Origin of the sequence: Neobacillus niacini (genome assembly GCF_046591715.1) — a bacterium.
GTDB lineage: Bacteria > Bacillota > Bacilli > Bacillales > Cytobacillaceae > Neobacillus > Neobacillus niacini_L.
This window is the reverse complement of the sequence record NZ_JAWVNQ010000003.1, coordinates 24,211-49,522: the sequence shown is the minus strand read 5'-3', so window position 1 is coordinate 49,522 and position 25,312 is coordinate 24,211. Positions and strand designations below refer to the sequence as shown.

At 40.2% G+C, this 25,312-nt stretch carries 25 protein-coding genes and 1 other annotated feature; of the genes, 1 reads left to right on the top strand and 24 read right to left on the bottom strand.

Going from position 1 to position 25,312, the window contains the following annotated elements:
• Nucleotides 1-6: 6 nt before the first annotated feature.
• From SFC47_RS10005 to cymR, 21 genes are all read right to left on the bottom strand, one after another.
• Nucleotides 7-1,773 (bottom strand): peptidoglycan D,D-transpeptidase FtsI family protein, encoded by a 1,767-nt coding sequence (locus tag SFC47_RS10005; RefSeq protein WP_411254147.1) that lies wholly within the window; start codon nucleotides 1,771-1,773, stop codon nucleotides 7-9.
• Between the two features lie 66 nt (nucleotides 1,774-1,839).
• Complete coding sequence (gene greA, locus SFC47_RS10000; protein WP_411254146.1) at nucleotides 1,840-2,316, bottom strand: transcription elongation factor GreA; 477 nt, start codon at nucleotides 2,314-2,316, stop codon at nucleotides 1,840-1,842.
• A gap of 159 nt (nucleotides 2,317-2,475) precedes the next feature.
• Nucleotides 2,476-3,111, bottom strand: a complete 636-nt coding sequence (gene udk / locus SFC47_RS09995; RefSeq protein ID WP_411254145.1) for a uridine kinase — start codon at nucleotides 3,109-3,111, stop codon at nucleotides 2,476-2,478.
• Between the two features lies 1 nt (nucleotide 3,112).
• Complete coding sequence (locus SFC47_RS09990) at nucleotides 3,113-4,384, bottom strand: peptidase U32 family protein (RefSeq protein ID WP_411254144.1); 1,272 nt, start codon at nucleotides 4,382-4,384, stop codon at nucleotides 3,113-3,115.
• Between the two features lie 17 nt (nucleotides 4,385-4,401).
• Entirely contained in the window at nucleotides 4,402-5,331 is a 930-nt protein-coding gene (locus tag SFC47_RS09985) for a peptidase U32 family protein (RefSeq protein ID WP_411254143.1), read from the bottom strand.
• Nucleotides 5,332-5,336: 5 nt separating this feature from the next.
• Nucleotides 5,337-5,978 (bottom strand): O-methyltransferase, encoded by a 642-nt coding sequence (locus SFC47_RS09980; RefSeq protein ID WP_411254142.1) that lies wholly within the window; start codon nucleotides 5,976-5,978, stop codon nucleotides 5,337-5,339.
• Between the two features lie 159 nt (nucleotides 5,979-6,137).
• The gene (mltG, locus tag SFC47_RS09975) at nucleotides 6,138-7,274 is read right to left on the bottom strand and encodes an endolytic transglycosylase MltG (protein ID WP_411254141.1); all 1,137 of its coding nucleotides are present in this window, start codon (nucleotides 7,272-7,274) and stop codon (nucleotides 6,138-6,140) included.
• A 313-nt stretch (nucleotides 7,275-7,587) separates the two neighbouring features.
• Nucleotides 7,588-7,878: a DUF1292 domain-containing protein gene (locus SFC47_RS09970; protein ID WP_045517819.1), complete on the bottom strand. Its 291-nt coding sequence runs from the start codon at nucleotides 7,876-7,878 to the stop codon at nucleotides 7,588-7,590.
• A 12-nt stretch (nucleotides 7,879-7,890) separates the two neighbouring features.
• Nucleotides 7,891-8,307, bottom strand: a complete 417-nt coding sequence (gene ruvX / locus SFC47_RS09965) for a Holliday junction resolvase RuvX (RefSeq protein ID WP_411254140.1) — start codon at nucleotides 8,305-8,307, stop codon at nucleotides 7,891-7,893.
• A 3-nt stretch (nucleotides 8,308-8,310) separates the two neighbouring features.
• Entirely contained in the window at nucleotides 8,311-8,577 is a 267-nt protein-coding gene (locus SFC47_RS09960; RefSeq protein ID WP_411254139.1) for an IreB family regulatory phosphoprotein, read from the bottom strand.
• Nucleotides 8,578-8,670: 93 nt separating this feature from the next.
• On the bottom strand, nucleotides 8,671-11,304 hold the full coding sequence (gene alaS, locus SFC47_RS09955; RefSeq protein ID WP_411254138.1) for an alanine--tRNA ligase: 2,634 nt from the start codon (nucleotides 11,302-11,304) through the stop codon (nucleotides 8,671-8,673).
• Between the two features lie 82 nt (nucleotides 11,305-11,386).
• Nucleotides 11,387-11,605: a binding site (T-box leader), on the bottom strand.
• A gap of 45 nt (nucleotides 11,606-11,650) precedes the next feature.
• Complete coding sequence (locus SFC47_RS09950) at nucleotides 11,651-12,736, bottom strand: AI-2E family transporter (protein WP_411254137.1); 1,086 nt, start codon at nucleotides 12,734-12,736, stop codon at nucleotides 11,651-11,653.
• 95 nt (nucleotides 12,737-12,831) lie between these two features.
• Nucleotides 12,832-12,966 carry a YrzQ family protein gene (locus tag SFC47_RS09945; protein ID WP_283952156.1) on the bottom strand — a complete coding sequence of 45 codons (135 nt, stop codon included), beginning with the start codon at nucleotides 12,964-12,966 and terminating at the stop codon, nucleotides 12,832-12,834.
• Nucleotides 12,967-13,046: 80 nt separating this feature from the next.
• A complete protein-coding gene (locus tag SFC47_RS09940; RefSeq protein WP_045517826.1) occupies nucleotides 13,047-13,238 on the bottom strand; it encodes a hypothetical protein in 192 nt (63 codons plus the stop codon).
• A gap of 11 nt (nucleotides 13,239-13,249) precedes the next feature.
• Nucleotides 13,250-13,804: a PRC-barrel domain-containing protein gene (locus SFC47_RS09935; protein WP_411254136.1), complete on the bottom strand. Its 555-nt coding sequence runs from the start codon at nucleotides 13,802-13,804 to the stop codon at nucleotides 13,250-13,252.
• On the bottom strand, nucleotides 13,758-16,172 hold the full coding sequence (recD2, locus tag SFC47_RS09930) for an SF1B family DNA helicase RecD2 (RefSeq protein WP_411254135.1): 2,415 nt from the start codon (nucleotides 16,170-16,172) through the stop codon (nucleotides 13,758-13,760). The genes SFC47_RS09935 and recD2 overlap by 47 nt, the downstream gene beginning before the upstream one ends.
• 31 nt (nucleotides 16,173-16,203) lie before the next feature.
• On the bottom strand, nucleotides 16,204-16,857 hold the full coding sequence (locus SFC47_RS09925; RefSeq protein ID WP_411254134.1) for a tetratricopeptide repeat protein: 654 nt from the start codon (nucleotides 16,855-16,857) through the stop codon (nucleotides 16,204-16,206).
• 495 nt (nucleotides 16,858-17,352) lie between these two features.
• Nucleotides 17,353-17,520, bottom strand: coding sequence for a hypothetical protein (locus SFC47_RS09920; RefSeq protein ID WP_411254133.1), 168 nt, complete (start codon nucleotides 17,518-17,520; stop codon nucleotides 17,353-17,355).
• A gap of 39 nt (nucleotides 17,521-17,559) precedes the next feature.
• Nucleotides 17,560-18,678, bottom strand: coding sequence for a tRNA 2-thiouridine(34) synthase MnmA (gene mnmA / locus SFC47_RS09915; RefSeq protein WP_411254132.1), 1,119 nt, complete (start codon nucleotides 18,676-18,678; stop codon nucleotides 17,560-17,562).
• Between the two features lie 36 nt (nucleotides 18,679-18,714).
• Nucleotides 18,715-19,857 carry a cysteine desulfurase family protein gene (locus SFC47_RS09910; protein ID WP_411254551.1) on the bottom strand — a complete coding sequence of 381 codons (1,143 nt, stop codon included), beginning with the start codon at nucleotides 19,855-19,857 and terminating at the stop codon, nucleotides 18,715-18,717.
• A gap of 45 nt (nucleotides 19,858-19,902) precedes the next feature.
• Entirely contained in the window at nucleotides 19,903-20,322 is a 420-nt protein-coding gene (gene cymR / locus SFC47_RS09905) for a cysteine metabolism transcriptional regulator CymR (RefSeq protein WP_411254131.1), read from the bottom strand.
• Between the two features lie 150 nt (nucleotides 20,323-20,472).
• Here cymR and SFC47_RS09900 point away from each other — a divergent pair, with 150 nt between their 5' ends.
• Nucleotides 20,473-21,744, top strand: coding sequence for a replication-associated recombination protein A (locus SFC47_RS09900; RefSeq protein ID WP_411254130.1), 1,272 nt, complete (start codon nucleotides 20,473-20,475; stop codon nucleotides 21,742-21,744).
• A 28-nt stretch (nucleotides 21,745-21,772) separates the two neighbouring features.
• On the opposite strand, the gene SFC47_RS09895 is transcribed toward SFC47_RS09900, so the two are convergent.
• The 3 genes from SFC47_RS09895 to SFC47_RS09885 all read right to left on the bottom strand — a co-directional run bounded on the left by SFC47_RS09895 (nucleotide 21,773) and on the right by SFC47_RS09885 (nucleotide 24,990).
• Entirely contained in the window at nucleotides 21,773-22,723 is a 951-nt protein-coding gene (locus SFC47_RS09895; RefSeq protein WP_411254129.1) for an ABC transporter permease, read from the bottom strand.
• Nucleotides 22,716-23,642 carry an ABC transporter ATP-binding protein gene (locus SFC47_RS09890; protein ID WP_411254128.1) on the bottom strand — a complete coding sequence of 309 codons (927 nt, stop codon included), beginning with the start codon at nucleotides 23,640-23,642 and terminating at the stop codon, nucleotides 22,716-22,718. The genes SFC47_RS09895 and SFC47_RS09890 overlap by 8 nt, the downstream gene beginning before the upstream one ends.
• Nucleotides 23,643-24,222: 580 nt before the next feature.
• Nucleotides 24,223-24,990, bottom strand: a complete 768-nt coding sequence (locus SFC47_RS09885) for a tRNA threonylcarbamoyladenosine dehydratase (protein ID WP_411254127.1) — start codon at nucleotides 24,988-24,990, stop codon at nucleotides 24,223-24,225.
• Nucleotides 24,991-25,312: the final 322 nt, after the last annotated feature.

Sequence of the window (25,312 nt, the reverse complement as noted above, 5' to 3'; positions counted from 1 at the left end):
CTTAAGTTAATGGTTTTGTAATCCTTTGTCATATTCATATAACATTTTTACCATATCGGCAAATAATAAATTTACACCGCCTTCTGTATCAAGAACATCTAAATTAACCGCGACAAGTGCATATTTGGGATTTTGATAAGGAAAATACCCAGCAAACCACTTGTTATGCAATTGCTTTTCATTCTGATATTTCCCTGTCTCCGCAGTTCCTGATTTCCCTGCAACCTCATAGGGAAGGTCTTGGAACCACTTTCCAGTTCCATTCGGATTTACAACGACTTCTCTTAATAATTTCTGAAGCTTCATGGCTGTGTATGGTGAAATAGTATCGCCAGATAATGGTTTTTTATCGAAAGTAACCATCGTAGTACCATTTTTATACTCAATTTTCGAGGCTGTACGGACCATTTCTTTTTTGCCGCCCCTTGCAATCGCGGCCATCATATTTGCAACGGCGAGCGGTGTCGCCCGAACCTCATGCTGGCCAATCCCAGACATGGCTGCAAAGTTTTGATCTTTCTTAGCTTCCTCAGATAAGAACACCCTGCCTTTATCTTCATCCACCAATTGTTTAAAGTTATCGGTATGATAAACTTCACCGCGCCAGCCTGCTGTACCAGTTAAAGACAATTTCTCAGCATAGTCCTCTAACATATTTTTATCCTTTTTTTGAAGTTCCTTTGCCAGTTCTCCAAAGGTTCGGTTACAGCTTCTTGCAAAACTGTCCGTAAACGAAAGCATTCCATAATTATATTTAAGTTCAGGATCTCCATTAATTTTTTTACTGCAATTAAATAACCTTGTTGGGTCATCCAGATTATTATCAATTGCAGCTGCAGCTACCACGGTTTTAAAAATTGAGCCCATTATTTCCTGTTTAAGCATACGGTTAGTAATCCCCGAACCGCTATAAGGGTCATCTTGGTTAATTGCCGGACGTGAAACGGATGCCAGGACACTATTGCTCGCAATATCCAGCAGTACTAACCCGCCCTTATTTATTCCATGCTTGTCCACTAAGTCCTCCGATTTCTGCTGTAAGTTCTTATCAATCGTGGTTCTCACATTTACGGGATAAAATGGATTAGCTGGATCGACATATTTCACATTAATTCCAAATAACGGAGCACCGTCACCATCAACGTGATAGACTAGTTTTGACTTTCCTTCTGGAAGTAAAAATTCATCAAAACTTTCTTCAAGACCAGAAACACCAATTAGTGTTTTATCAGATAGCTCCTTACTTGGATAACGCTTTTTTAGTTCTTCAGCATTTTCTCCTGTTAAACCAATTAATTGCTCCGCTAGTATTTCGGAGCGTTCAAATTTCTTTTCAATTGCAAACACACCCGGTATTTCGAGTTTATTAATTTGCTCCATTTGGGATGGTGTTAATTCCATTGGCTGTGGTTCACCATAGGCAAATGGTTTATCTGAATTCTCTAAGGAGTTCCTTAACCTAATTTCAGAAATACCAGAAATAGATGATACGGCTTCAATGTCCCAATCCATATTTTTCAAAAAAGGGAACAGAACAAGAACAGACACTTTCTTATGGGTGAGCAGCTCTCCATTTCGATCAAGAAAATTACCACGCCCGTTATCAATGACTAATTCCTGTGTTCTTTGTTTCACACTTTCTTCCAATAAATTCACATTGTGTTTTGAAAAAGTCTCCGTTTGAAACAGTTGTATCTGAACTAATCGTCCAGTGAGTACCAATAACCCCGCTATACAAATGACGAGTAATCCTATAATTCGTCTGCGTATCATAAAAAAACACCTCGTCAAAAGTTTTGACGAGGTGCCACTATTTCAAACATCAAGTTAAAAAATCAATTACTTTATAGATACAATACGGACGCTCATTTCACCGCCTGGTGTTTGAACGGAAACTTGATCGCCTACTTTTTTACCAATCAAGCTCTTTGCTATTGGAGAATCGTTCGAGATTTTTCCTTCGAACGGATCTGCCTCTGCACTGCCGACGATGGTATACGTTTCTTCATCCCCATCCGGAAGTTCAACAAATGTAACAGATCTTCCTAAAGTAACAGAATCACTAGCCGTATCGCCTTCTTCAATAATCTTCGCGTTGCGGATCATATTTTCTAACGTAGTAATACGGCCTTCTACAAATGCTTGTTCTTCTTTCGCGGAATCATATTCAGAGTTTTCAGATAAATCTCCGAAACTTCTTGCGATTTTAATTCTTTCTACTACTTCTTTACGCTTTACAGATTTTAAATGTTCAAGCTCTTGGATAAGTTTATCCTTACCCGCCTGTGTCATTGGAAATACTTTTTCAATCGCCAAAACTTCTCACTCCTTCTAGTCTTCACAATCCCCCATAGATTGTGTTTGTTATGGTTATGTAGGTATTACTTAAATACATAGGAGCGCGTCCTCTTGGAAAGGGCGCGCAGCTTGTATTCATCCAATATGGACATTTTACCTAATCTTTAGGCTATTGTTTCATAAAAATGACTTTTGTTCAAGAATTGTTTGAATTTTTGTGACCATTAAATCAATCGCCACATGATTTTGACCGCCCTCAGGGATGATAACATCCGCATATCTCTTGGTTGGTTCGATAAATTGGTTGTGCATAGGGCGTACAACATTCGTATATTGATCAATCACAGAATCCAATGTTCGCCCACGCTCTTTAATATCGCGTGATAACCTACGAATAATTCGAATATCTGCATCTGTATCAACATATAACTTGATGTCCATCAAATTTCTCAATCGCTCATCTTCAAGAACAAGGATACCTTCTAAAATAATAACATCTTTCGGCTCAACTTCAATAACATCTTTTGAGCGGGTATGCAGGGAATAATCATAAACTGGTTTCTCTATACTCTCATACCGCAGCAGCTTTTCAATATGTTCGATAAGCAAGTCATTATCAAAGGCCAGCGGATGGTCATAATTTGTCTTTAACCGTTCCTCGAAGGGTACATCACTTTGGTCTTTATAATAAAAGTCCTGTTGAAGCATGGTTATGGAATGGCCTTTAAAGCTTTCATAGATTGCCTTTGTTACACTAGTTTTTCCTGAGCCGGAACCTCCGGCAACACCAATAACAACCGGTTTGCGCATCAACCTAGTTCTCCTTTCGCATCATGTTGTTAGGGTAAACCGGTTTGTCCAATTTAAATTGTACAATTTGAAGTGGATGTCTTGCTGCGTCCAATTCATTACCTTTTTCATCCCAAATTTTATCAATAACATGTGTAAAGTTTTGAATTTCCGGACCGAAGAATTCAACTTCCTGACCCGGTTTAAAGTGGTTTCGCTGTTGAAGTGTAACCATTTGCGTTTCTTCGTTGTAATCCAGCACTAGACCGACAAATTCAAACTTTGTCTTGTTGCTATGATTACCAAACATTTGCTCTTTATACCCCGGAACTCCTTCAAAAAATGCAGGTGCTGTTTCACGATTCGCACATTTGTCCAGCTCCTCTAACCACTCACGCTTAATGACAAAGTTATCAGGGTCAGCACAATAAGCGTCAATTACTTTACGGTATACACTTACTACTGTTGCGATATAGTGAATCGACTTCATACGTCCTTCAATTTTCAAGCTGTCAATACCAAGCTCGATCATTTGAGGAATACCTTGAATCAGGTTTAGGTCTTTGGGACTCATAGCAAATGGTGCATCATTCTCACCATAAAGTGGTACTTCAGTTGAACTGCCTTCTAACTGATATAAATCATAATCCCAACGGCAGGACTGACAGCAGCCGCCCCGGTTTGAATCCCTGGCAGTCATGTGATTACTCAAGGTACAACGACCTGAATAAGCGATACACATTGCACCATGAATAAAGATCTCAATCTCAACATCGACCTTTTCTTTCATTTCTCGTATTTCTTCTGCACTCGTTTCACGAGCTAAAACGACACGTTCCGCACCGCTTTCTTTCCAGAATTGAGCTGTTTTCCAGTTTGAAATGGACTGCTGGGTGCTGATATGAATTTCGATTTCTGGTGCCAGTCTGCGGCAAGTTTCAATAATTAACGGGTCTGCAACGATAATCCCCGTAATCCCTGTTTCCTTTAATCCAAGGATATAGTCCTCTAACCCGTCTATATTCTCGTTGTGAGCAAAAATATTGGTTGTTACATATATTTTCGCTCCAAATTTTTTGGCGAATTCAACGCCTTCTTTCATTTCTTCAAATGTAAAGTTATCCGCGTTTGAACGCAGCCCATATTCCTGTCCGCCAATAAATACGGCATCTGCCCCATATTGAACGGCAATTTTTAATTTTTCAAGATTTCCTGCCGGCGCAAGGAGTTCTGGCTTCTTCACAATCACTCGTTTTCCATCAATGATTTCAGAAATATTTTGTTTAACTGTATCCATTTGTGAACTCCTCCTTTTTAATAAACTGTTTCCTTGAAAAAGAAACCAGTATCTAATTTCCGATTTGCTGGCTGTACTGCTTCGATAGCTTCTAATAGCTCGTCTTTTTTGTCTTCGTATAAATCTGGTTCTTCGAAGTACAAGTCGATTGCTTCACGATAGGCTTTTGTTACTGAAATTAAATATTCAGTAGTCTTTAGAATTCCATCGATTTTGAAAGAGTCTACACCGGCTTCTAACATTTCCTGAAGCTCATCGATAATGCAAATATCATTAGGGCTCATTATATGAGTACCATTCTCGTCTTCGAAGATTGGATACTTGTTTTCTCTTTCTTTATCATGTAAGAACATATTTTTTTCCATTTTACGATTTTCAATTTCCATTACTTTTCCTTGGTACTCATAATAGTTACCAAGAAGAGATCGTTTCGATTGGAACATACAGCTCATACCATGAACCTGTACTTCAATTTCCACTTCGGCGTTTTCTTTTGTTTCTACTATCGCATCCATATTAATTTCTCGTGCTAGAACAGCTCTCTTTGCACCCTTCTTACCCCAATAGTTACATGAGAACCAATTGGTCCCAAGCGTTTCCGTACTCCAATGAAGCTTCATATCAGGTGCTGCTTCACGTGCAGTCATTAATACAGCAGGGTCACCAAAAACAATAGCATCCGCTTTTGCTTCGTGAACAAATTTAATATAGTCACTTAATTCATCTATTTTTTCATTATGAAAAATAGCATTCATCGCAACATAAACTTTTTTCCCTCTAGAATGTGCTAATTCTATTGCTTCTTTTACCTGTTCACGATTGAATTCACCTGCTAATCGCAATCCGTATCTCTGTTCTCCGACAATAAATGCATCTGCTCCAGCATCAGCCAGCGGCAGGATATCGTTTACGGAAAGTGGAGTTACCAATAATTCCGTTTTTTTCATTCTAGTCACCTCTTCTTTTTACTAATCGCGATTCCATCTCCAACAGGAAGAATCACTGTATGATAGTCAGAATGATTCATCAGCCATCGATTAAAGCCGTCTATTTTTTTAACAAGATTTCGAATCCTTTTTGATTCAATCTCTGATTGTGTAACAAGACCTTTAAAAAGGACATTATCCGTTATAATAATGCCATCATCACTTAAGTATTTTGAATAGATTTCGAAGAATTTTTGATATTGACCCTTTGCGGCATCGACAAAAATTGCGTCATAGGGGGCTCGCTCCCGTACAAGCTCCTCAACTTCAAGTGCATCGCCTTTTATCAGGAAAATCTGTTCGCCGTACTTTGTACGATTCATAAATTCCTCTGCTGCCTGAATTCGTTCCAAGTCTCTTTCTATCGTTACAACGGACGCCTTTGGGAGTGCCTCAGCCATCCGTAGTGCTGAATATCCAATTGCAGTACCTACCTCAAGAATCTTTTTAGAGTCATGCATTCTTAAAAATTGAAGCAGAGCTTCAATTCCTACAAGCTCCATAATCGGTACTTTATTTTCTTTTGCATAGTTTTCCATCTCGATAAACAATGGTTCACGCTCTGAAATTAGTTCTTCAATATAAGAATGCAGTTTATCATTTAACAAACTGCCGTCACCTGCCTCTTTAAAGCATTGTTGCCACAATATAGTTCTTTAGACATGAAAAAATAGCGTTCAAAGAAACGCTATTGTCTGCTCATAAAACACTTGAACTATTTTAACACAAACAAGGAGGAAAGAAAACCATTCCCCCCTGTATCTTTACTAATTATTATTGGTAATATGCTCAGCTTTTGCCGCATTATGTTCTTCAAGTGTATTTGTGAAAATAACATTTCCTTCTGGTGTAGCAAGGAAATATAAATACTTCGTATCAGATGGGCTGATAGCGGCCTCAAGTGAATCTTTACCTGCATTGGCAATAGGACCAGGAGGAAGCCCCTTATGTTTATAAGTATTATAAGGAGAATCTACTTCTAAATCCTCATATAGAACTCTTTCCTTGTGTTTCCCCTGTGCATAAAGAACAGTTGGGTCAGTTTGCAGCGGCATATCTTGATCTATTCGATTATAAAAGACACTCGATATATCTTTACGATCCGCCTTTTCCGTTGCTTCTTCTTCAATTAAAGATGACATAGTCAATAACTGATGGGCCGTAAACTCTTCTTCACTAAGTTCTGCTAAATAAGGTGTAATCACCTTTTTAGTCTGTTCGAGCATCGTAACAACCATTTCTTCTACAGTTGGATTTGGCTTGTAGAATGGATAGGTTGCCGGAAACAAATAGCCCTCAAGTGGATATTTAATATTAGGATTCAGAATATCTGTTGTTAATAGATCAGGAAATTTCCCCATCATCTTTTGGATGAATGTTCGGTCATTCAGTTGATTAAACACTTCTTCTTCCGGTAAATTTACAGTTTTCGCAATGATTTGGGCGATTTCCTTTAACTGTTTACCTTCTGGAATGGTCAGCTGGAATGCCGCTTTTTGCAATACTTTTCCGGTTTTCAGGCGATTAATAATTTCTGGTATCTCCATAGAAGGACTAAGTTCATATTCCCCAGCCATAAAACCAGCTTCATTTTTAAATTTCACATAGTATTTAAAAACCTTAGCATTTTTAATAATTCCATTTGCTTCTAATCTCTCAGAAATTCCTGTTACTGACGATCCAATTGGTATTTCTACCTTCTTTTGAACCTTACTATCTTTGTCAACAGGCTGCAGTGCTGACTTGATGTAGAGGTAACCTCCACCGCCGATAAAGACGAGGATACAAACCGCCAAGATTGTAATAATTAACACAATCCTCCGAACAATTCTCGCTTCGCTCTGACGCTCCATCATTTTCTTTCGAATTACCTCTTTTTTCGAGTTTGTCTTTTCTGTTGACATCTAATTGCTCCTCCCATAAGCCCGTTAAACATATATCTTTCAAACTCTTTTTTCTAAGTAAGGAATAGCGTATCAGATATTATTTCAGCATATTTAGCGAAAAATGTCAATTTTTCTCGAAAAGCGGAAGCGCCTTGAACAGGGGCGACAGGCATAAGACAAGCCGGCGGGAAGGTTGCTTTTTAACCTTTCCGACGGATTGGCTTATGACCCGAGCCCCTAGGCGCTGGAGCTGGACAGCACGAAAAGCGGAAGCGCCTGCATAAATAGAATAAAAACAAGCGACCCCTCATTAGGATCGCTTTTTTATCTCTTATTCTTCGTCTTCTTGTTCGTCAAAGAAGGTATTAAGCATTTCTTCGACCATATCCCATTCTTCTTCTGTTTCGATAGGGATTAACTCACCTTCGCCATCCTCATCATTAGGATTGAAGGCATATGCATGAATCTCAGGACCCTCTTCATCATCTTCCACTCCGCCTACTTGTTGAAACAATACATATGACTTGCCAAAATCCTCTGATTCAAATGTAAAAAGTACTTCACATAATTGTTCGTTACCTTTTTCATCTACTATTGTAATTTGATTTTCTCCGTGTTCCATTTCTTCACCTCATTAATTTTTGCTATCAAGATAGCCTTGTAATATCATAACAGCTGCCATTTTATCAATCACTTTTTTTCGCTTTTTACGGCTGACATCCGCTTCAAGCAAAACTCGTTCTGCTGCCATAGTTGTTAAACGCTCGTCCCATAAAATGGTTGAAACTGAAAACTGGTTTTCAATTTGCTCTGCGTAACGCTTGATGGCTTCACCACGAGGTCCAATGGAACCATTCATATTCTTTGGCAGCCCAATAACCACTTTGCTGATTCCATACTCTTCTATTAATTGACCAATTTCTTCAAAACCAAACTTATTTTTTTCTTCGTCGATTTTGAGGGTTTTGAGGCCCTGTGCAGTCCAGCCAAGTTCATCGCTAATCGCTATCCCAACTGTCTTAGAGCCTACATCTAATCCCATAATCCGCATTTCTTAACCCTCACGTCGTTGTTTTAAATAGGATTTAACCAATTCCTCAATAATTTCATCCCGTTCGAGTTTACGAATGATATTCCTAGCGTCGCGATGACGGGGAATATACGCAGGATCTCCGGACAGTAAATATCCGACGATTTGATTAATTGGGTTATACCCTTTTTCCTGCAGCGCATCATAGACTTGAAGGAGAACATCATTCACGTCATGTTCAAAAGGCTCTTCAGGAAAATTAAATCTCATCGTTTTATCAAATGAGCTCATTACTTGCACCTCGCATTTTTAGTAGAGGAAACTTCTACCGCGTTGCTAATTTTAGCCTTAGTTACCTATATATTACACTATCTTGTCTCATTATCAAATTGATTTTACCCATTCGTCTACGAATTGGAGTGCTGAGTCTAGTTTTTCTGGGTCTTTTCCGCCAGCCTGGGCCATATCAGGGCGTCCGCCGCCTCCTCCGCCGCAGCGTGTGGCAACCTCTTTGATTAATTTACCTGCATGGTATCCTTTGTCAATTAAATCCTTTGTGACAGCAGCAATCAAATTAACTTTGCCTTCATTTACACTTCCGAGAAGGATTACAGCAGATCCGACTTTTTGCTTCAAATCATCTGCCATATTACGCAAGTTATTCATATCAGATGCTTGAACCTTTGCAGCCAGCACCGTTACACCGTCAATTTCCTTTGCCTTCGATACCAGGCTTCCAGCTTCAATATTTCCTAATTTCGCTGCAAGCGATTCATTTTCTCTTTGAAGCTGCTTGATTTCAGCCATTAACACTTCAATCCGATTAACCACTTCCTTCGGATTAGTTTTTAATTTATCCGCTGCATCCTTTAATAAACTTACTTGATCATTCATCAATTGGTAAGCAGCTTCTCCTGTAACAGCTTCAATTCTCCTCGTACCCGCACCAATTCCGCCTTCAGAAACGATTTTAAATAATCCAATCACAGAAGTGTTCGGAACATGACAGCCGCCGCAAAGCTCTAAGCTATAATCGCCCACTTTAACAACTCGCACGATATCGCCATACTTTTCACCGAAAAGAGCCATTGCTCCCATTTCTTTTGCTTCAGCAATTGGTTTAAGGCTGATATTTACTTCAATATTTCTCCAGATTTGCTCGTTAACGATTCTCTCAATTTCCTCTAGTTCTTCAGGCTTCACTTGACCGAAATGTGAGAAGTCAAATCGCAGGCGATCTGGTTCCACTAACGAACCTGCTTGGTTTACATGCGTTCCAAGTACATCCTTTAATGCTTGGTGCAGCAAGTGGGTAGCTGTGTGATTTTTAATAATTTGTACACGATTTTCTTGATTTACACTTGCTTTTACGTTTTGGTCAGCCTTTAATATTCCTGATTCAACTACAGCTTTTTGAAGATTTTGACCATTTGGAGCTTTTTGTACATCCTTTACAGCCACTGCAACACCTTCTGCATAAATCATTCCACGGTCTGCAATCTGACCGCCGCTTTCTGCGTAGAATGGTGTGACATCAAGAATTAATTGAACCTCATCGCCACTAAATGCTTCATCAATCAATTCGCCATTTTTAATGATTGCAACAACAGTGGAGTCAGTTTGCAGCTGGTCATAACCAACAAATTCACTTTTAACTTTAATTTCTCCAAGTACACCGCCTTGAACCTGCATACTATCGACATCCTGACGAGCTGCACGTGCCCGCTCACGCTGTAATTCCATTTCTGTTTCAAAACCAGCATGGTCAACCTTCATGCCCTCTTCTTCTGCATATTCTTCGGTTAATTCAACTGGAAAACCATAAGTGTCATACAATCGGAAAATATCACTGCCGGAGATCGTGTCACTGCCTTTTTCCTTTTCTTTTTTAATGACATTGCCTAGAATCGCTAAGCCTTCATGCAGAGTTTCATGGAAGCGTTCTTCTTCATTTTTAATTACTTTTTGGATAAAGTCAGTCTTGTCTTTTACCTCTGGGTAGAAATCATGCATGATTTCGCCTACCACTGGAACCAGTTCATACATAAAAGGACGATTGATGTTAATTTGTTTTGCATATCGAACTGCCCGGCGAAGTAAGCGTCTTAGTACATATCCGCGTCCTTCGTTTGACGGCAATGCCCCGTCTCCTACAGCAAAGGCAACCGTACGAATGTGGTCAGCGACTACTTTAAAGGCCGTATCCTTTTCCTTATCCTCACCATACTTCACACCAGAGATCTCTTCTGTTGCTCTGATAATAGGGATAAACAAATCGGTATCAAAGTTAGTTGGCACATTTTGAACAACGGACGCCATTCTTTCTAAGCCCATGCCTGTATCAATGTTTTTCTTTGGAAGCGGTGTATAACTGCCGTCTGGATTATGATTAAACTGAGAAAATACAAGATTCCAAACCTCAAGATAGCGTTCATTCTCGCCGCCTGGGTACAACTCAGGGTCAGTTGGGTCATCACCATACTCTGGACCGCGGTCATAGAAAATTTCGGTATTCGGACCACTTGGACCTTCACCAATATCCCAGAAGTTCCCTTCTAGACGGATGATTCGCTCCTCAGGGATTCCAATTTTCTGATTCCAAAGCTCAAAAGCTTCATGGTCTTCAGGGTGGATCGTAACCGAAAGAAGTTCCGGATCCCAGCCGATCCATTTTTTATCGGTTAAAAACTCCCATGCCCATTCAATTGCTTCCTCTTTAAAATATTCGCCGATTGAAAAGTTACCAAGCATCTCGAAAAAGGTATGATGGCGTGCCGTCTTCCCCACGTTTTCAATATCGTTGGTACGGATTGATTTTTGAGCATTTGTAATCCTTGGATTAGCTGGAATAACACGTCCATCAAAGTATTTTTTTAATGTGGCAACACCACTATTAATCCATAATAATGTTGGATCTTCATGAGGAACAAGTGACGCACTTGGCTCCACACTATGCCCTTTCTCCTGGAAAAAATCTAAATACATCTTACGAATTTCTGAACCAGTCAAGTATTTCATATCATTACCTCCTCTAGTTTAAAAAAGAACACAAAAAAGCCCTCATCCCATGGTGAAGTTTCTTTTTGCGGAACTTCACCGGAACAGGGACGAGAGCTCTACTCGCGGTACCACCCTGATTATGAACACAGAAGCTTTGGTGTTCATCTCTCAAATAATGCCTTAACGCGGCAAAGACGGCAGTGGTTAGCTGCACTCCGGACTAGCTTCTGTTATCCTTCATCTAGAGCTTCTCACAGCCAAGGAAGCTCCTCTCTTTTAGATGGACTACAAACATACTCGGGTCCTTCAACATGTTAATTCTAAATATTCTATAATGGGATTATAGCCACACAAAAAACGTTTGTCAATCTGATGGGGCGGGTTCTTTCACTTTTTCGTGCATGAAATGATTTTTAGCATGGATGATGCTTACTTTCAGAACAACTAGTACAGGTACAGCAACAATCATCCCCAGGATTCCGCCTATTTCTCCACCTGCTGTTAAGGCAATCATAATCATCAACGGGTGCATATGGAGACTTTTTCCCACGATATAGGGTGACAAAATATTTCCCTCTAAAAATTGGAGCCCAAAAACAATCACAACTGTGATCAGCACTAATTTAACCGAGGTCGTGGCAGCAATAATGACTGCAGGAACAGCACCAATAATGGGACCAAAATAAGGGATAACATTTGTGACCCCAATAATGATTCCTAATAACAGCGGGTATTTCAAATCAAAAATCCAAAATAATAAAGCGGACAGACTACCGATGATAAGACAAACGAGGAGTTGACCTCTTATATAGCTGCCCAGCGATTCATCGATATCCTTAAGAAATCTTGTTCCTTTCCGCCGCCATCTTTTTGGTGTAATGTACCAGACAGCTCGTTTAATGAGTGTGAAATCCTTTAGCATATAAAAAGCAATAAAAGGAATGATCATAATTGCAAAAGCAAAATTCAAAAAGCTGAGTAAGGAATCAACAATTAGGTTGAGCATAGTGTCTAATCTTTTTTCAAATCCTAGAATTCCTTCATTGATCTGCTCTTGCAGGCCGTCGGGCCATTCACGTGTATGTGATTGAAGATCTCTTATCCAGTTTCGATATTGCTCAGCCAGAATGGGAGCACTCTCAGCAAGATCTCTTACTTGTGATATAAATGCAGGTATACCTTTGTAAAGGGCTAATCCAATACCGCCAAAAAACAGAAAATAAATAAGAAAAATAGCAATCCCGCGATGTAAGCCTTTTTCATGAAGCTTCTCAACAATAGGGTGGAGCAAATATGTAATGAATCCGCCAATAAAGAAAGGCAGGATAATCACTAACGCCACTCTTAAAATCGGCAGCCAAACAAAGCGAATTTTTAAAAACACGTAAAGGGCAATTAGTAAAAGAAGCAAAAAACCGATACGATAAAACCATTTAACCCGAATTTCCACCGATACTGTGCCTCCTTATCACCATTATTCTTAGAGACAAATACCGGATTTATACATTCAGCAAAAATCCCCCTCTGATTAGAGGGGGATGGATGTTAGAATAAAGCTCGTTTTACCTTTCTTGACATTCGTTTCATTTGACGGCCAGACATCATGTTGTTACGCTGTGCAAGATTATAGGCTGCCATACCGACTCCAAATGCAACAACGGAAGTCATCACTTTATTCATACGTCTCACCTCTTCTATAGTTTGACAGTGCACTTTCATTTTGAAAACTGTCTTCTCATCACTACTTAAGTGAAGCACTTCTATATGGTGTATCGACGCTCTTCTTCTTCAAACAAGTCATCTAAGGAGCTGAGTGTACCATCTTCTTCGACTTGATGGGTATTGATAATACCTTTGGCAAGTGACAATTCAATAAAACAACTCCAGCAATAATATTGGTTTATTCCGATTTTGCCGATATCCTTGCTCTGACAATTAGGGCATTTGAACATGAAAGAACACCTCACGTATGATTAACGTCTACGATGATGGCATCCTTTCCGATCGCAGGGGGCTTTTCGGAATGTATAATCTGTTTCCCATCTGTAATATCTGAAAAGAAACCATCCGTAATTTCGTACCCTACGATTGTGCCCAATTCTTCATGAAAATATACATCCTGTAACAATCCAAGTGACTCTCCACTTTTGGAAATCATCATTTTCCCGTTAAGAGAGTGTTGATGGTTAAGGGTATATTCAGGAGTTGTTTTTAATCTTTCAAGGCTGTTATCATCTTCAATCATAACCCCATCCCAGCCAAAAGATGATACATCTTGAATGTCCAGAAAATAGGTTTGTTTGAAGAATACGCCTTTCTTAACCATAAGGCCTTTTACGACCCCATCGTTGGTGATACACAAATCAGTAACTTCGCCAATTTTTGCTCCTGTATTGGATTCAAATACCGGCTGTCCTTTTAATAAAGAAAATGTTCGCAGAGTGTCCCACCTCCTGTGAACATTTATAGTGTTAGTCATTAACCATGAAATCATAAGGTGAAGTGTTTTCCATGCCAATCATTGGGTTAACCTGCATTAATCTTTCCTCAGCTGAAAGACTCGGCTCCTCTTCGATTTCCTCATTTTCAGGAGAATTTATAACGGTAATCATTCCCTGAAGCTTTTCGGATAATGTGGTTTGCCTGCTTTGTTCATCTGCTCTTTCCACACCCATCCTTAACGCTTCCTCTTCACCACAAAGGATTAATGACTGTTTACTCCTTGTGATCGCTGTGTAAATCAGATTCCTTTGTAACATTCTGTAATAGCTTCTAGTAATCGGAAGAATAACAATCGGGAATTCGCTGCCTTGGGATTTATGTACCGAACAACAATAGGCATGGGTGATTTGATTCAGGTCCTGTCTTGTATATTCCACTTCATTTCCTTCAAAGGAAACATAAATCATATCTTGTTTTTCCGTATTTTCCTTTGCATAGATAATCGAAATAATTTCTCCAATATCACCATTAAACACATTACTTTCTGGCTGATTTACAAGCTGGAGAACCTTATCGCCGATGCGGTACTTCACTTCCCCAAACAGAATTTCCTTTCTGGTACCATCAGGGTTCGGATTGAAAATTTTCTGTAATAAAACATTTAACCGGTCAATCCCTGCAGGTCCTCTATACATCGGTGCGAGGATTTGGATGTCCTTCGCTGTATATCCCTTACTTTTGGCATTAAGAGCAACCTTTTCAATTACTTGAGGAATCTGAGCCGTTGAACATTTGATAAACGAACGGTCAGGCTGCTTCATGGTCACATTCGGAGGTAAATACCCTTTCTTGATATCATGAGCTAATTCTATTATGGACGAACCTTCCGCCTGCCGGTAAATATCTGTTAATCTGACAGTTGGGACAACCTCTGACCGCAATAAATCCTTAAGCACTTGACCTGGCCCCACAGAAGGGAGCTGGTCTTCATCTCCCACAAGAATTACCTGGATAGTATCCGGCAGTGCTTTAAATAATTGATTGGCTAACCAGATATCGAGCATCGAAGTTTCATCAACAATTAAAATTTTCCCTTCAAGTTCAGGAACATCGTCACGCTCCATTCCTTCTGATCCATTAAAACCAAGCAGCCGATGAATGGTCACCGCTGGCAGACCGGTGGATTCACTCATTCTTTTCGCTGCCCTTCCGGTTGGTGCTGCAAGTAAAAATGGAAAAGGTTCACCTTTTTTATGATAATCACCAGGCTCTAAAGAACAGCCGTGAAGTTCACCATACAGCTCAACAATCCCTTTAATAACGGTTGTTTTCCCCGTTCCAGGACCTCCAGTTAAAATTAACATTGGAGACATTAATGCTGTTTGAATCGCTTCTCGCTGCGTGGGTGCATATTGCACCTTCAGCCTTTCTTCGAGTTCACCTAACGCAAGCAGAAATTCAGATTCAGGAAATTGCTCCTTGTATTGTGTCTGCTCAAGGATTTTTTTTATACTGGTTACTAATCCTTTTTCAGCAAAATATAAAGAAGGTAAATAGACACGCCTCTCTTCACCAACTATTTTTCCCTCTTCTCCGAGTTTCAATATCTCGGTTGAAATATCGGAGAATTCTATCTGGTCGCGTTTATTTTCTTCTAACAAGTTTTTAACCTGGACCAGTAAATCCTCTAAATGAACATAAACATGCCCAGTCTGCATGCTTTCGTTTTCAAGCGTATAAAGACAGGCCGCTTTTATTCTGTCAGGATGATTCCCCGAGATCCCCAGCTGATAGCCCAGTTCGTCAGCACGGCCAAAGCCAATGCCTTCGATATCCTCTACAAGCTTATAGGGGTTTTTTTGGATAATATTGAGGGTCTCGTCCTTATAAGTTTGATACATTCTCATGGAAAGCTGCGGGCCAAAGCCATATTGATTTAACGCAACCATCACCTGTTCTAGCCCTTGGTGTTCCATTAACGTGTCATATAACATTTTCGCTTTATCCGGAGGAAGCTTTGGAACAGAATCAAGTAAGGAGGGCTGATTTAATATTTTTGAAATCGCGTTTTCCCCTAGTGTTTCAACAATATTTTCTGCAGTTTTCTTCCCAATCCCTTTGAACATCTCACTTGATAAATATGCGGTAACGCCTTGCTTGGTTTGCGGAATATCCTTGCGAAAATGCTTGGTTTGAAATTGCATTCCAAACTTCGGATGGTCTTTGAACTCACCAAAGAAAATATAGGTTTCCTGCTCATGAATCTTTGGAAAATATCCGGTGATTACCGCTTCTTTGTCATCATATTCATGATTGGTTTCTTCTACACGAATCCTTAATACGGTGTAAAGATTTTGCTCATTATGAAAAATGGTCACAAGGTGTTTTCCCTTTACGAATTTTCCTTGCTCGGCAAATAAATCAAGTGAGCTTTGCTTTTCCAAAGGTGCTTCCTCCTTTCAGATTTTTTATGGATTATCTTGCTGATTCAATCAACTTTTTCGCGTGTCCTGCTAATAGATGGTCTGGTTGAATCTCAAGTGCTTTATCAAACATGGACAGTGCTTTGTCTGCTTCCTCTTTAAAAGCATAAGACACACCCAAATTGTAATAAGCATCGGTATGTTCTGGATCTAATTCAATGCATTTTTCTAGTTGAACAATTGCCTCATCAATTAATTCTAATTGCGCAAGACACAAACCATATTGGAATCTTGCTTCCGAGTCCTCTTCATTCAGTTCTACACTTCTTTGGAGGTAAGGTAATGCGAATTTTCCTTGATCCAGCTGCATGAGGGTTAGACCGAGCATGAAATAATTATCGCTGTTATGAAGTCCTTTTTTCATTGCGGTTTCAAACATTTTTTTTGCTTGTTCAAATTTGTCGTTACTAAAATATATGTTACCAGCACTATAATAGGCTGCTGCTGAATTTTCATCTAATTGAATGGCTTTTTCGTAAAATTTCAATGCTTTTTCGTCGTCGCCGACAGCGGAAAGTACATTTCCAAAGTTTATGTAGGCAATTGGATCTTGTGGGTTTTCTTCGATGACCTCATTAAAGACCTTGGCGGCTTCCTCCCACTTTCCTTCTTGCATGTATTGTACACCTAATTGGTTTTTATCCATGTTATATCACTCCGTTCTAATTTTAGAGTATACCATAAAACTTTATTTTTTCCTTGTTTAGGGATATTAGTGGCGGGTGCGTTGAAATAATGGCGGATAGCCAGTTTTTACTGGCGGATGCGCGGAGATAATGTCTTATAGTCGTATTTTACTGGCGGATAAGCCGAATTACTGGCGGGTGACCAGTCTTTACTGGCGGTTAGCCAGATTTACTGGCGGTTAGCCAGGGTTTACTGGCGGTTAGCCAGATTTACTGGCGGTTAGCCAGATTTACTGGTGGGTAGCCAGAATTTACTCGCGGATAACCAGCTTTACTCGCGGATAGCCAGTCTTTACTCGCGGATAACCAGATTTACTCGCGGATAGCCAGCCTTACTCGCGGATAGCCAGATTTACTCGCGGATAGCCAGCCTTTACTCGCGGATAGCCAGCCTTACTCGCGGATAGCCAGATTTACTCGCGGATAGCCAGCCTTTACTCGCGGATAACCCGACTTTACTCGCGGATAGCCAGCCTTACTCGCGGATAGCCAGGCTTTACTCGCGGATAGCCAGATTTACTCGCGGATAACCCAACTTTACTCGCGGATAACCCGACTTTACTCGCGGATAACCAGTCTTTACTCGCAGATAACCCGACACAAACACCATCACAAATTGCCATCAAAAAACCCCGATTCCAGCATGGAATCAGGGCTCATTCTTATCCTACATATGTTAAACGTTCTCCATCTTTATAAACCACATCAATCGTACCGCCGCCGAGACACTCATCACCATTGTAAAATACAACAGCCTGTCCAGGAGTAACGGCACGGATGGGCTCATCAAAGATGACTTTGACTTTATTATCATCCATAAGCTGCACCGTCACTTTACTATCTTCCTGACGGTATCTGAATTTAGCTGTGCAGGCAAATTCTGCAGGCTTTTCCCGGTTCGATACCCAGCTGACGTTATCAGCAATAATGGAGTCAGAATACAGCTTTTCGTTATGGAAGCCTTGGCCGACGTAAAGAACATTGCGCTTTAAATCCTTGCCAATCGCAAACCATGGCTCACCTGAACCGCCGATTCCTAATCCGTGGCGCTGTCCGATGGTATGGTACATCAAGCCTTCATGTCTTCCTTTAACTTCGCCATCCATTGTTTCCATGTTTCCTGGCTGTGCTGGAAGGTATTGACCAAGAAACTCCTTAAAGTTACGTTCGCCAATAAAGCAGATTCCCGTACTATCTTTTTTCGTCGCGGTTGCTAGGTTTGCTTCTTTCGCAATTTCACGAACTCTCGATTTCTCAAGATTACCAATTGGAAACATAACTTTACTAAGCTGATCTTGAGATAATTGATTTAAGAAATAGGTTTGGTCCTTATTTTCATCTCTGCCACGGAGCATTTTGTATTCTCCGTCCCGGTATTCCACTTGAGCGTAATGCCCTGTTGCCAGATAATCAGCCCCCAGGTTCACCGCATGTTCAAGGAAGGCTTTGAATTTAATTTCTTTATTACACATTACATCCGGGTTTGGCGTTCTACCCGCCTTATATTCTTCTAGGAAATAGGTGAATACCTTATCCCAGTATTGTTTTTCAAAGTTTACCGCGTAATAAGGAATACCGATTTGATTGCAGACACGAATGACGTCATTGTAATCCTCCGTCGCCGTGCAGAATCCAGTATCATCGGTGTCATCCCAGTTTTTCATAAAAATTCCGATAACATCATAGCCCTGCTGTTTTAACAACAATGCCGCTACAGAGGAGTCAACGCCTCCTGACATACCGACTACTACGCGGATATCCTTTGGTTCTCTTTTTTCCATCGTTCTCACCTCTCTTACCTAAAAAATAGCACTCATTTATTTTTTCAGACGCGACACAATTCTTGCCGTTTCTTCCGCAGCCTTGATAATTTGTTCCTCTGTTGTATTAAAGCCAAAGCTAAAACGGATCGAATTAATCAATACATCTGATTCTTTACCATACATGGCGACCAGGACGTGTGAAGGCTCTATGGAACCCGCTGTGCAGGCAGAACCACTTGATACGGCGATCCCAGCTAGATCGAGATTCACCAGCATCGCTTCCACGTTCGTTCCCGGAAAGCTTAAGTTTAATACATGAGGCATTGAATTATCAAGCAATCCGTTTATGGAAAAATCTATATGATTTTCTGTTAAGTGATTGATAAACGTTTTCTTAAACCCCTGAAACTTATCTCGTTTCACTGAGCGCTCTTCTGCAGCGGCAATGGCCGCTTCTTGAAAACCGACAATAGCAGCAACATTTTCGGTACCAGCACGTCTTTTCCGTTCCTGCTCACCGCCATAGGCACGTGGAACCAACTTTACCTTGTCACGTACAAATAGAAAACCAGTTCCCTTCGGGCCATTGATTTTATGAGCGGACACGGAAAGTAAATCTACATGGAGTTCATCCACATTAATTTCTTCTATCCCATATGCCTGAACTGCATCACTGTGAAATAATGCTTGATGAGATTGAAGCAGCTGACCAATTTCCTTAATCGGTTGAAGTGATCCTATTTCATTATTTCCATACATGATAGAAACCAAGATTGTATCTTCCCGGAGCGCCTTCTTAAAGTCATCAACCGAGATAATCCCTGTATCATTAACTGGCAGATATGTTACCTCAAAGCCCATTTTCTCTAAGCGCTGGCATGCATGGAGGACAGCATGGTGTTCGATTTGCGTCGTGATGATGTGTTTCCCTTTATGCTGATAGCTTTCAGCAGCACCAAATAAAGCCATGTTATCAGCTTCAGTTCCGCCGCTAGTAAAAATAATCTCATTTTCCTTTGCACCAATACTCTTAGCTAATGTTTCTCGGGCCAAGTCTATATAATGCCGCGCTTCTCTTCCGAAAGAATGGATACTGGATGGATTACCAAAGTTTTGGCTCATCACATCCATCATCTTTTGTATAACCCTTGGGTGCATCGGAGTAGCAGCAGCATGGTCAAGATAAATTCTTTCCATCATTACACCTTCAATCAAAAATAATTCTCTATTCTACTTTTAACATTAAATATAAAACATATAACCGTCTACTTCCTCATCGTTACTATGACTAGCTAAATCTTCTAGTGTTGTATGGTCGAGAACAGATTTAATCGCATCACGAATACGAATCCAAAGCTCACGCTGTGCCGGCTCCTCATCCTCGATTCCTTCAACTAAAGTGATAGGTCCTTCAAGGACACGAATGACATCACCGGCGGTAATTTTAGAAGAAGCATCAGCAAGAACATATCCGCCATAAGCACCGCGGATACTTTTCACTAGTCCAGCATTTCTTAAGGGAGCAATCAGCTGCTCTAGATAATGCTCTGATAATTGGTTTGCTTGTGCAATTGATTTAAGCGAGGTAGGTCCCTCACCCTGATTCTTTGCTAGTTCGATCATGATGGTTAATCCATATCGTCCTTTTGTTGAAATCCTCATTTATAACACCTCTATATTATTAATTTCATTTAAATACACAGTAATTTGATAGGCATTAGCAATTATATCATATTGTACTTTATTATGCTTTTCCCCCGCGAAAATGGTAGAGTTAAGGGGAACTCATTTATATAGTTGGAGAGATGGAATATGCAGCAAAAGCCGCTAGCATTTCGAATGCGACCTAGAACAATTGAAGAAGTCGTTGGCCAGCAGCATCTAGTGGCAGATGATAAAATTATTGCCAGAATGGTGAAAGCCAAACAGCTGACATCGATGATTTTATATGGACCGCCTGGAATCGGTAAAACTTCGATAGCCAGTGCGATTGCCGGCAGTACGAAATATGCCTTTCGGACACTTAACGCCGTCACCAGTAATAAAAAAGACATGGAAATCGTGGCTGCCGAAGCAAAAATGTCTGGAAAAGTGATTCTGCTTCTGGATGAAGTCCACAGACTTGATAAAGGAAAACAGGATTTCCTGCTTCCTTTTTTAGAAAATGGTATGATCACGCTTATTGGTGCTACTACGAGTAACCCTTATCATGCTATTAACCCTGCGATCCGGAGCAGATGTCAAATTTTCGAACTCAAACCGCTAACACCTGATGAAGTGAAACACGCCTTAATACGTGCGATTGAGGACGAAGAGCGCGGTTTTGGCAAACTTAAGATTGATATTACGGAAGAAGCTTTAACTCATTTTGCCACAGCCTCAAATGGTGATGTCCGCAGTTCCCTTAATGCGCTGGAACTAGCTGTCCTCTCAACCGACAAGGATGCTGACGAAGGTATTCATATTGATTTAAAAACAGCAGAAGAATGTATGCAAAAGAAAAGCTATGGCTCCGATAAAGACGGAGATGGGCACTATGATGTGCTTTCTGCCTTCCAAAAATCAATTCGCGGAAGTGATGTAAATGCAGCACTGCATTACCTTGGAAGATTAATTGAAGCTGGAGACCTGCAAAGTATTAGCAGAAGACTATTGGTCATTGCCTATGAAGATGTTGGTCTAGCAAGCCCGCAGGCAGGTGCACGTACATTAGCTGCGATTGAAACTTGTGAAAGAATTGGTTTTCCTGAAGCTAGAATCCCCCTGGCTAATGCTGTCATCGAATTATGCTTGTCACCTAAATCCAATTCAGCTGTGATCGCAATCAGTGAAGCCTTAGCAGATATCCAAAAAGGAAACATTGGGGAAGTGCCGGACCATTTACGTGACGCACACTATAAAGGTGCAAAAGAGCTGGGACGGGGAATTGACTACTTATACCCGCATGATTATGAATCCGGGTGGGTTCAACAGCAATATCTGCCGAATAAATTAAAGAATAAACAATACTACCACCCGAAGAAAACAGGGAAATTTGAGCAGGCACTGGCAATGGTCTATGAAAAACTATTACGAAAAAAGTAACCTCTGGGGGAGACCCAGAGGTTTTCTTTTATGCTGCAACATCTCTCTTTTTGAACACGAAAAAAGCCAAAAATTGAAAAATAACAAAGTAGATAATGAGCATCATGATCGAGAAGGACATGGTCATCCCCTCTAACAACGGAGTTCCCTCAATGTACTGCATTAGATTTGTATTAGCAAATAGAATATATTTCGCCCAATCAAACTTCATAGAAATAAGAGCAGTAAATTGACTGCCTGTAAACATTAAAAATAGAGATAATCCAATTGCTAGTGAGCTGTTTCGGAACACAGATGAAATCATGAAAGCCATAGTCGTCAGCATTATCATTTCAATTGAGCCTAACCCATAGTAAACAATTAAGTGAACGATAATGTGCTGCTCTGTTACTCTTCCGTTAAAATAATTCAAATATGGCAATGTCTGCTCTGGGAATCCGAATAGTATAGCCCCAAGAATAGCTGAAAAACCAAATAAGATTACAATCATCACCAATGCAAACAATAAAACTGTCAGATACTTTGATAGTAAGATCTTACTGCGATTAATCGGTCGGATTAATAGGAGTTTAATCGTTCCCCAATTAAATTCACTCGCTACAATTCCCGCAGACACCACAATAGTAAATAATCCTGCTAAGAGAATAAGCTCTGAATTGTCTTTTACAAACGACCAGGTATTATACTTTTCTCTAAAAGGAATATCATGCTCTAACCTATAATCGTTGATCGCAATTTGTTTCTTATAGTAATCCTGTTCTAATTTTACCTGACTAGATTCCAGTTGGTTTTTGAGTGCTTCATTTTCCTGCTGTAACACCGGTTTCCACTCTTCTATTGCATTCGGTTCTTCTTCAATCAAGTTATACTTCATAAAAATACCTGTGACCGAAACAATCAGTACCAGAATTCCAATCATGACATAGGTTCCTGGTCTTCTGAAAATCTTCATTAACTCATTGCGAATTAAATTAATCATGCTCACTAGCCCCCTTATCTGCTGTCACTTCAAGGAAGCGGTCCTCTAATGTTTTCGCTACTTCTCGAATCCCAAACACTTGAATATCCTCTTCTACGAATGCCTTTACCATTTGTGGCACTTCACTCTTTGCCAGCTCAAGGGTAATGCCGTCCCGTGAATGAGTTACTGGGATATGAGAGAAATTCGCATTCAGAAAGGTTAATGCTTTTTCACTAGGAATTACCTCAAACTCAAAACTTGCACTGCTTCCGTGTACAAATTCCTGTATTAATTGAACATCAATAAGAACGCCATTTTGAATAATCCCAATACGGTCACACATCATTTCCATCTCTGATAGGATATGACTCGAAACAATCACAGCCATATTTCTCTCTCTTGCCAAGCGGCGTATGTAATCACGGATTTCTCTTATACCTGCAGGATCTAGCCCGTTTGTCGGCTCATCCAAAATCAAAACTTTTGGATCATGCAATAGACATTGAGCCAAGCCTAACCGCTGCCGCATGCCAAGGGAATAGGTCTTCACTTTGTCATGAATGCGATCCGATAACCCCACAAGCTTTACCGTTTCATCGATCTTTTCCTTTGTTATCCCCTTTACCATCCTCGCGTAATGAATGAGGTTTTGGTAACCGCTTAGAAATTTGTACATTTCCGGATTCTCAACAATGGCTCCAACATGTCTTACTGCTTCTTCAAATTTTGATTTAATGCTATACCCATCGATCGTGATATCCCCTGAAGTAATGTCCATTAAGCCGACAATCATTCGAATCGTCGTGGTTTTACCCGCGCCATTAGGACCAAGAAACCCGAAGACTTCCCCTTTATTTACTTCAAAACTGATATTATCTATGATTGTTCGTCCTTTAATTACTTTGGTAACCTCTTTTAAAACTACAATGGATTCCAAATAACTTCCCCCTCTCTCTCATCAAGTTTAACGTATAATTTATATTTTTCCCATTTTTTGTTTTGTGAAGCTATCAATAGCTCTGTTAGTGACCTTTTTATTGGGTTCTGTCACCTTATGAGTGACCGTTTGTTTACTTTTTATCAGGTTACAGGCTCTTATCAACTTTATGAGTGACCATTCCCTCACTATTTATGAGGTTACGGACTCTCATCAATCTTATGAGTGACCATTCCCTCACTATTTATCCGGTTACGGGCTCTCATCAACCTTATGAGTGACCATTCCCTCACTATTTATCAGGCTACGGGCTCTCATCAGTCTTATGAGTGACCGTTTCATCATTTTTTATCCGGTTACGGGCTCTCATCAACTTTATGAGTGACCATTCCCTCACTATTTATCAGGTTACGGGCTCTCATTAACCTTATGAGTGACCATTCCCTCACTATTTATCAGGTTACGGGCTCTCATCAACCTTATGAGTGTCCATTTCTGCTCTCTTTAAAGCATAACGGGCTCTCATCGACATCATTAGTTTTAATAAAAAGCCCCGAACATTTTTGTTCGGGGTTACTAATTATTTTTCATCAGCGACTCTTGTTATTTTGATATCCTTTAATAATTGCTGAACCACGTAGCTTGCCATAATCAATCCACAAGCAGATGGAACGAAAGCATTTGAAGCTGGAGGCATTTGCGCCTTACGAATTGGCGCGTTCGCGTTTCCTACTTCTTTCTTGACGTCTTCCCGAATAACAATTGGGCTTTCGTCAGAAAAAACCACTGGGATGCCTTTGTGGATTCTTTCCTTACGGAGCTTCGTGCGGATTACTTTTGCAATGGGATCTGTGTGTGTTTTAGAAATATCGGCAATTTTAAATCGGGTAGGGTCCATTTTGTTAGCGGCACCCATGCTTGAGATAATTGGTATATTTCTTTTGAGACACTCTTTCATGAGATGGATTTTATAGATAATGGTGTCAGAAGCATCAACAACAAAATCCAAGCCATATTTAAAAAATTCCTCATAAGTCTCTTCTGTATAAAACATTTTTAAGGCGATAACTTCACAATCAGGATTAATATCTTTAATCCGTTCTTTCATTAAATCAGCTTTAGGCTGCCCGATTGTTGATAATAGAGCGATAAGCTGACGGTTCACGTTAGTAATATCAACGGTATCTTTGTCGACAAGGATTAATCGGCCTACACCAGAGCGGGCAAGCGCTTCCGCGGCAAAAGAGCCGACACCGCCGATGCCTAGTACAGCAACCGTACTGTTCTTCATGATATCTAGGCCTTCTTTGCCAATGGCAAGTTCATTACGAGAAAATTGATGCAGCATGTGGATCCTCCAGAAATTAAATTAGACTTATCTATATCTTTTACCCTAAAAAAATATAACATACTCCCCTATAAATTCAAGTATTTCTATAGGGAGTAGAAAACGAAGTGGGGATTGTTTCTGAAATTTTAGTAACATTGCTTTTTCGGCCATAATCAGGGGGTGATTTTTACCCAACTATCGGCAGCACCGTTGTTTCGTGCACAATCAGGGTTTGATTGTTACCCAATCCCCGACAGCACCACTGTTTCGGGCTCAATCCTGGCACGATTGTTACCCATTTCCCTACAGCACCGCTGTTTCGGGCTCAATCCTGGCACGA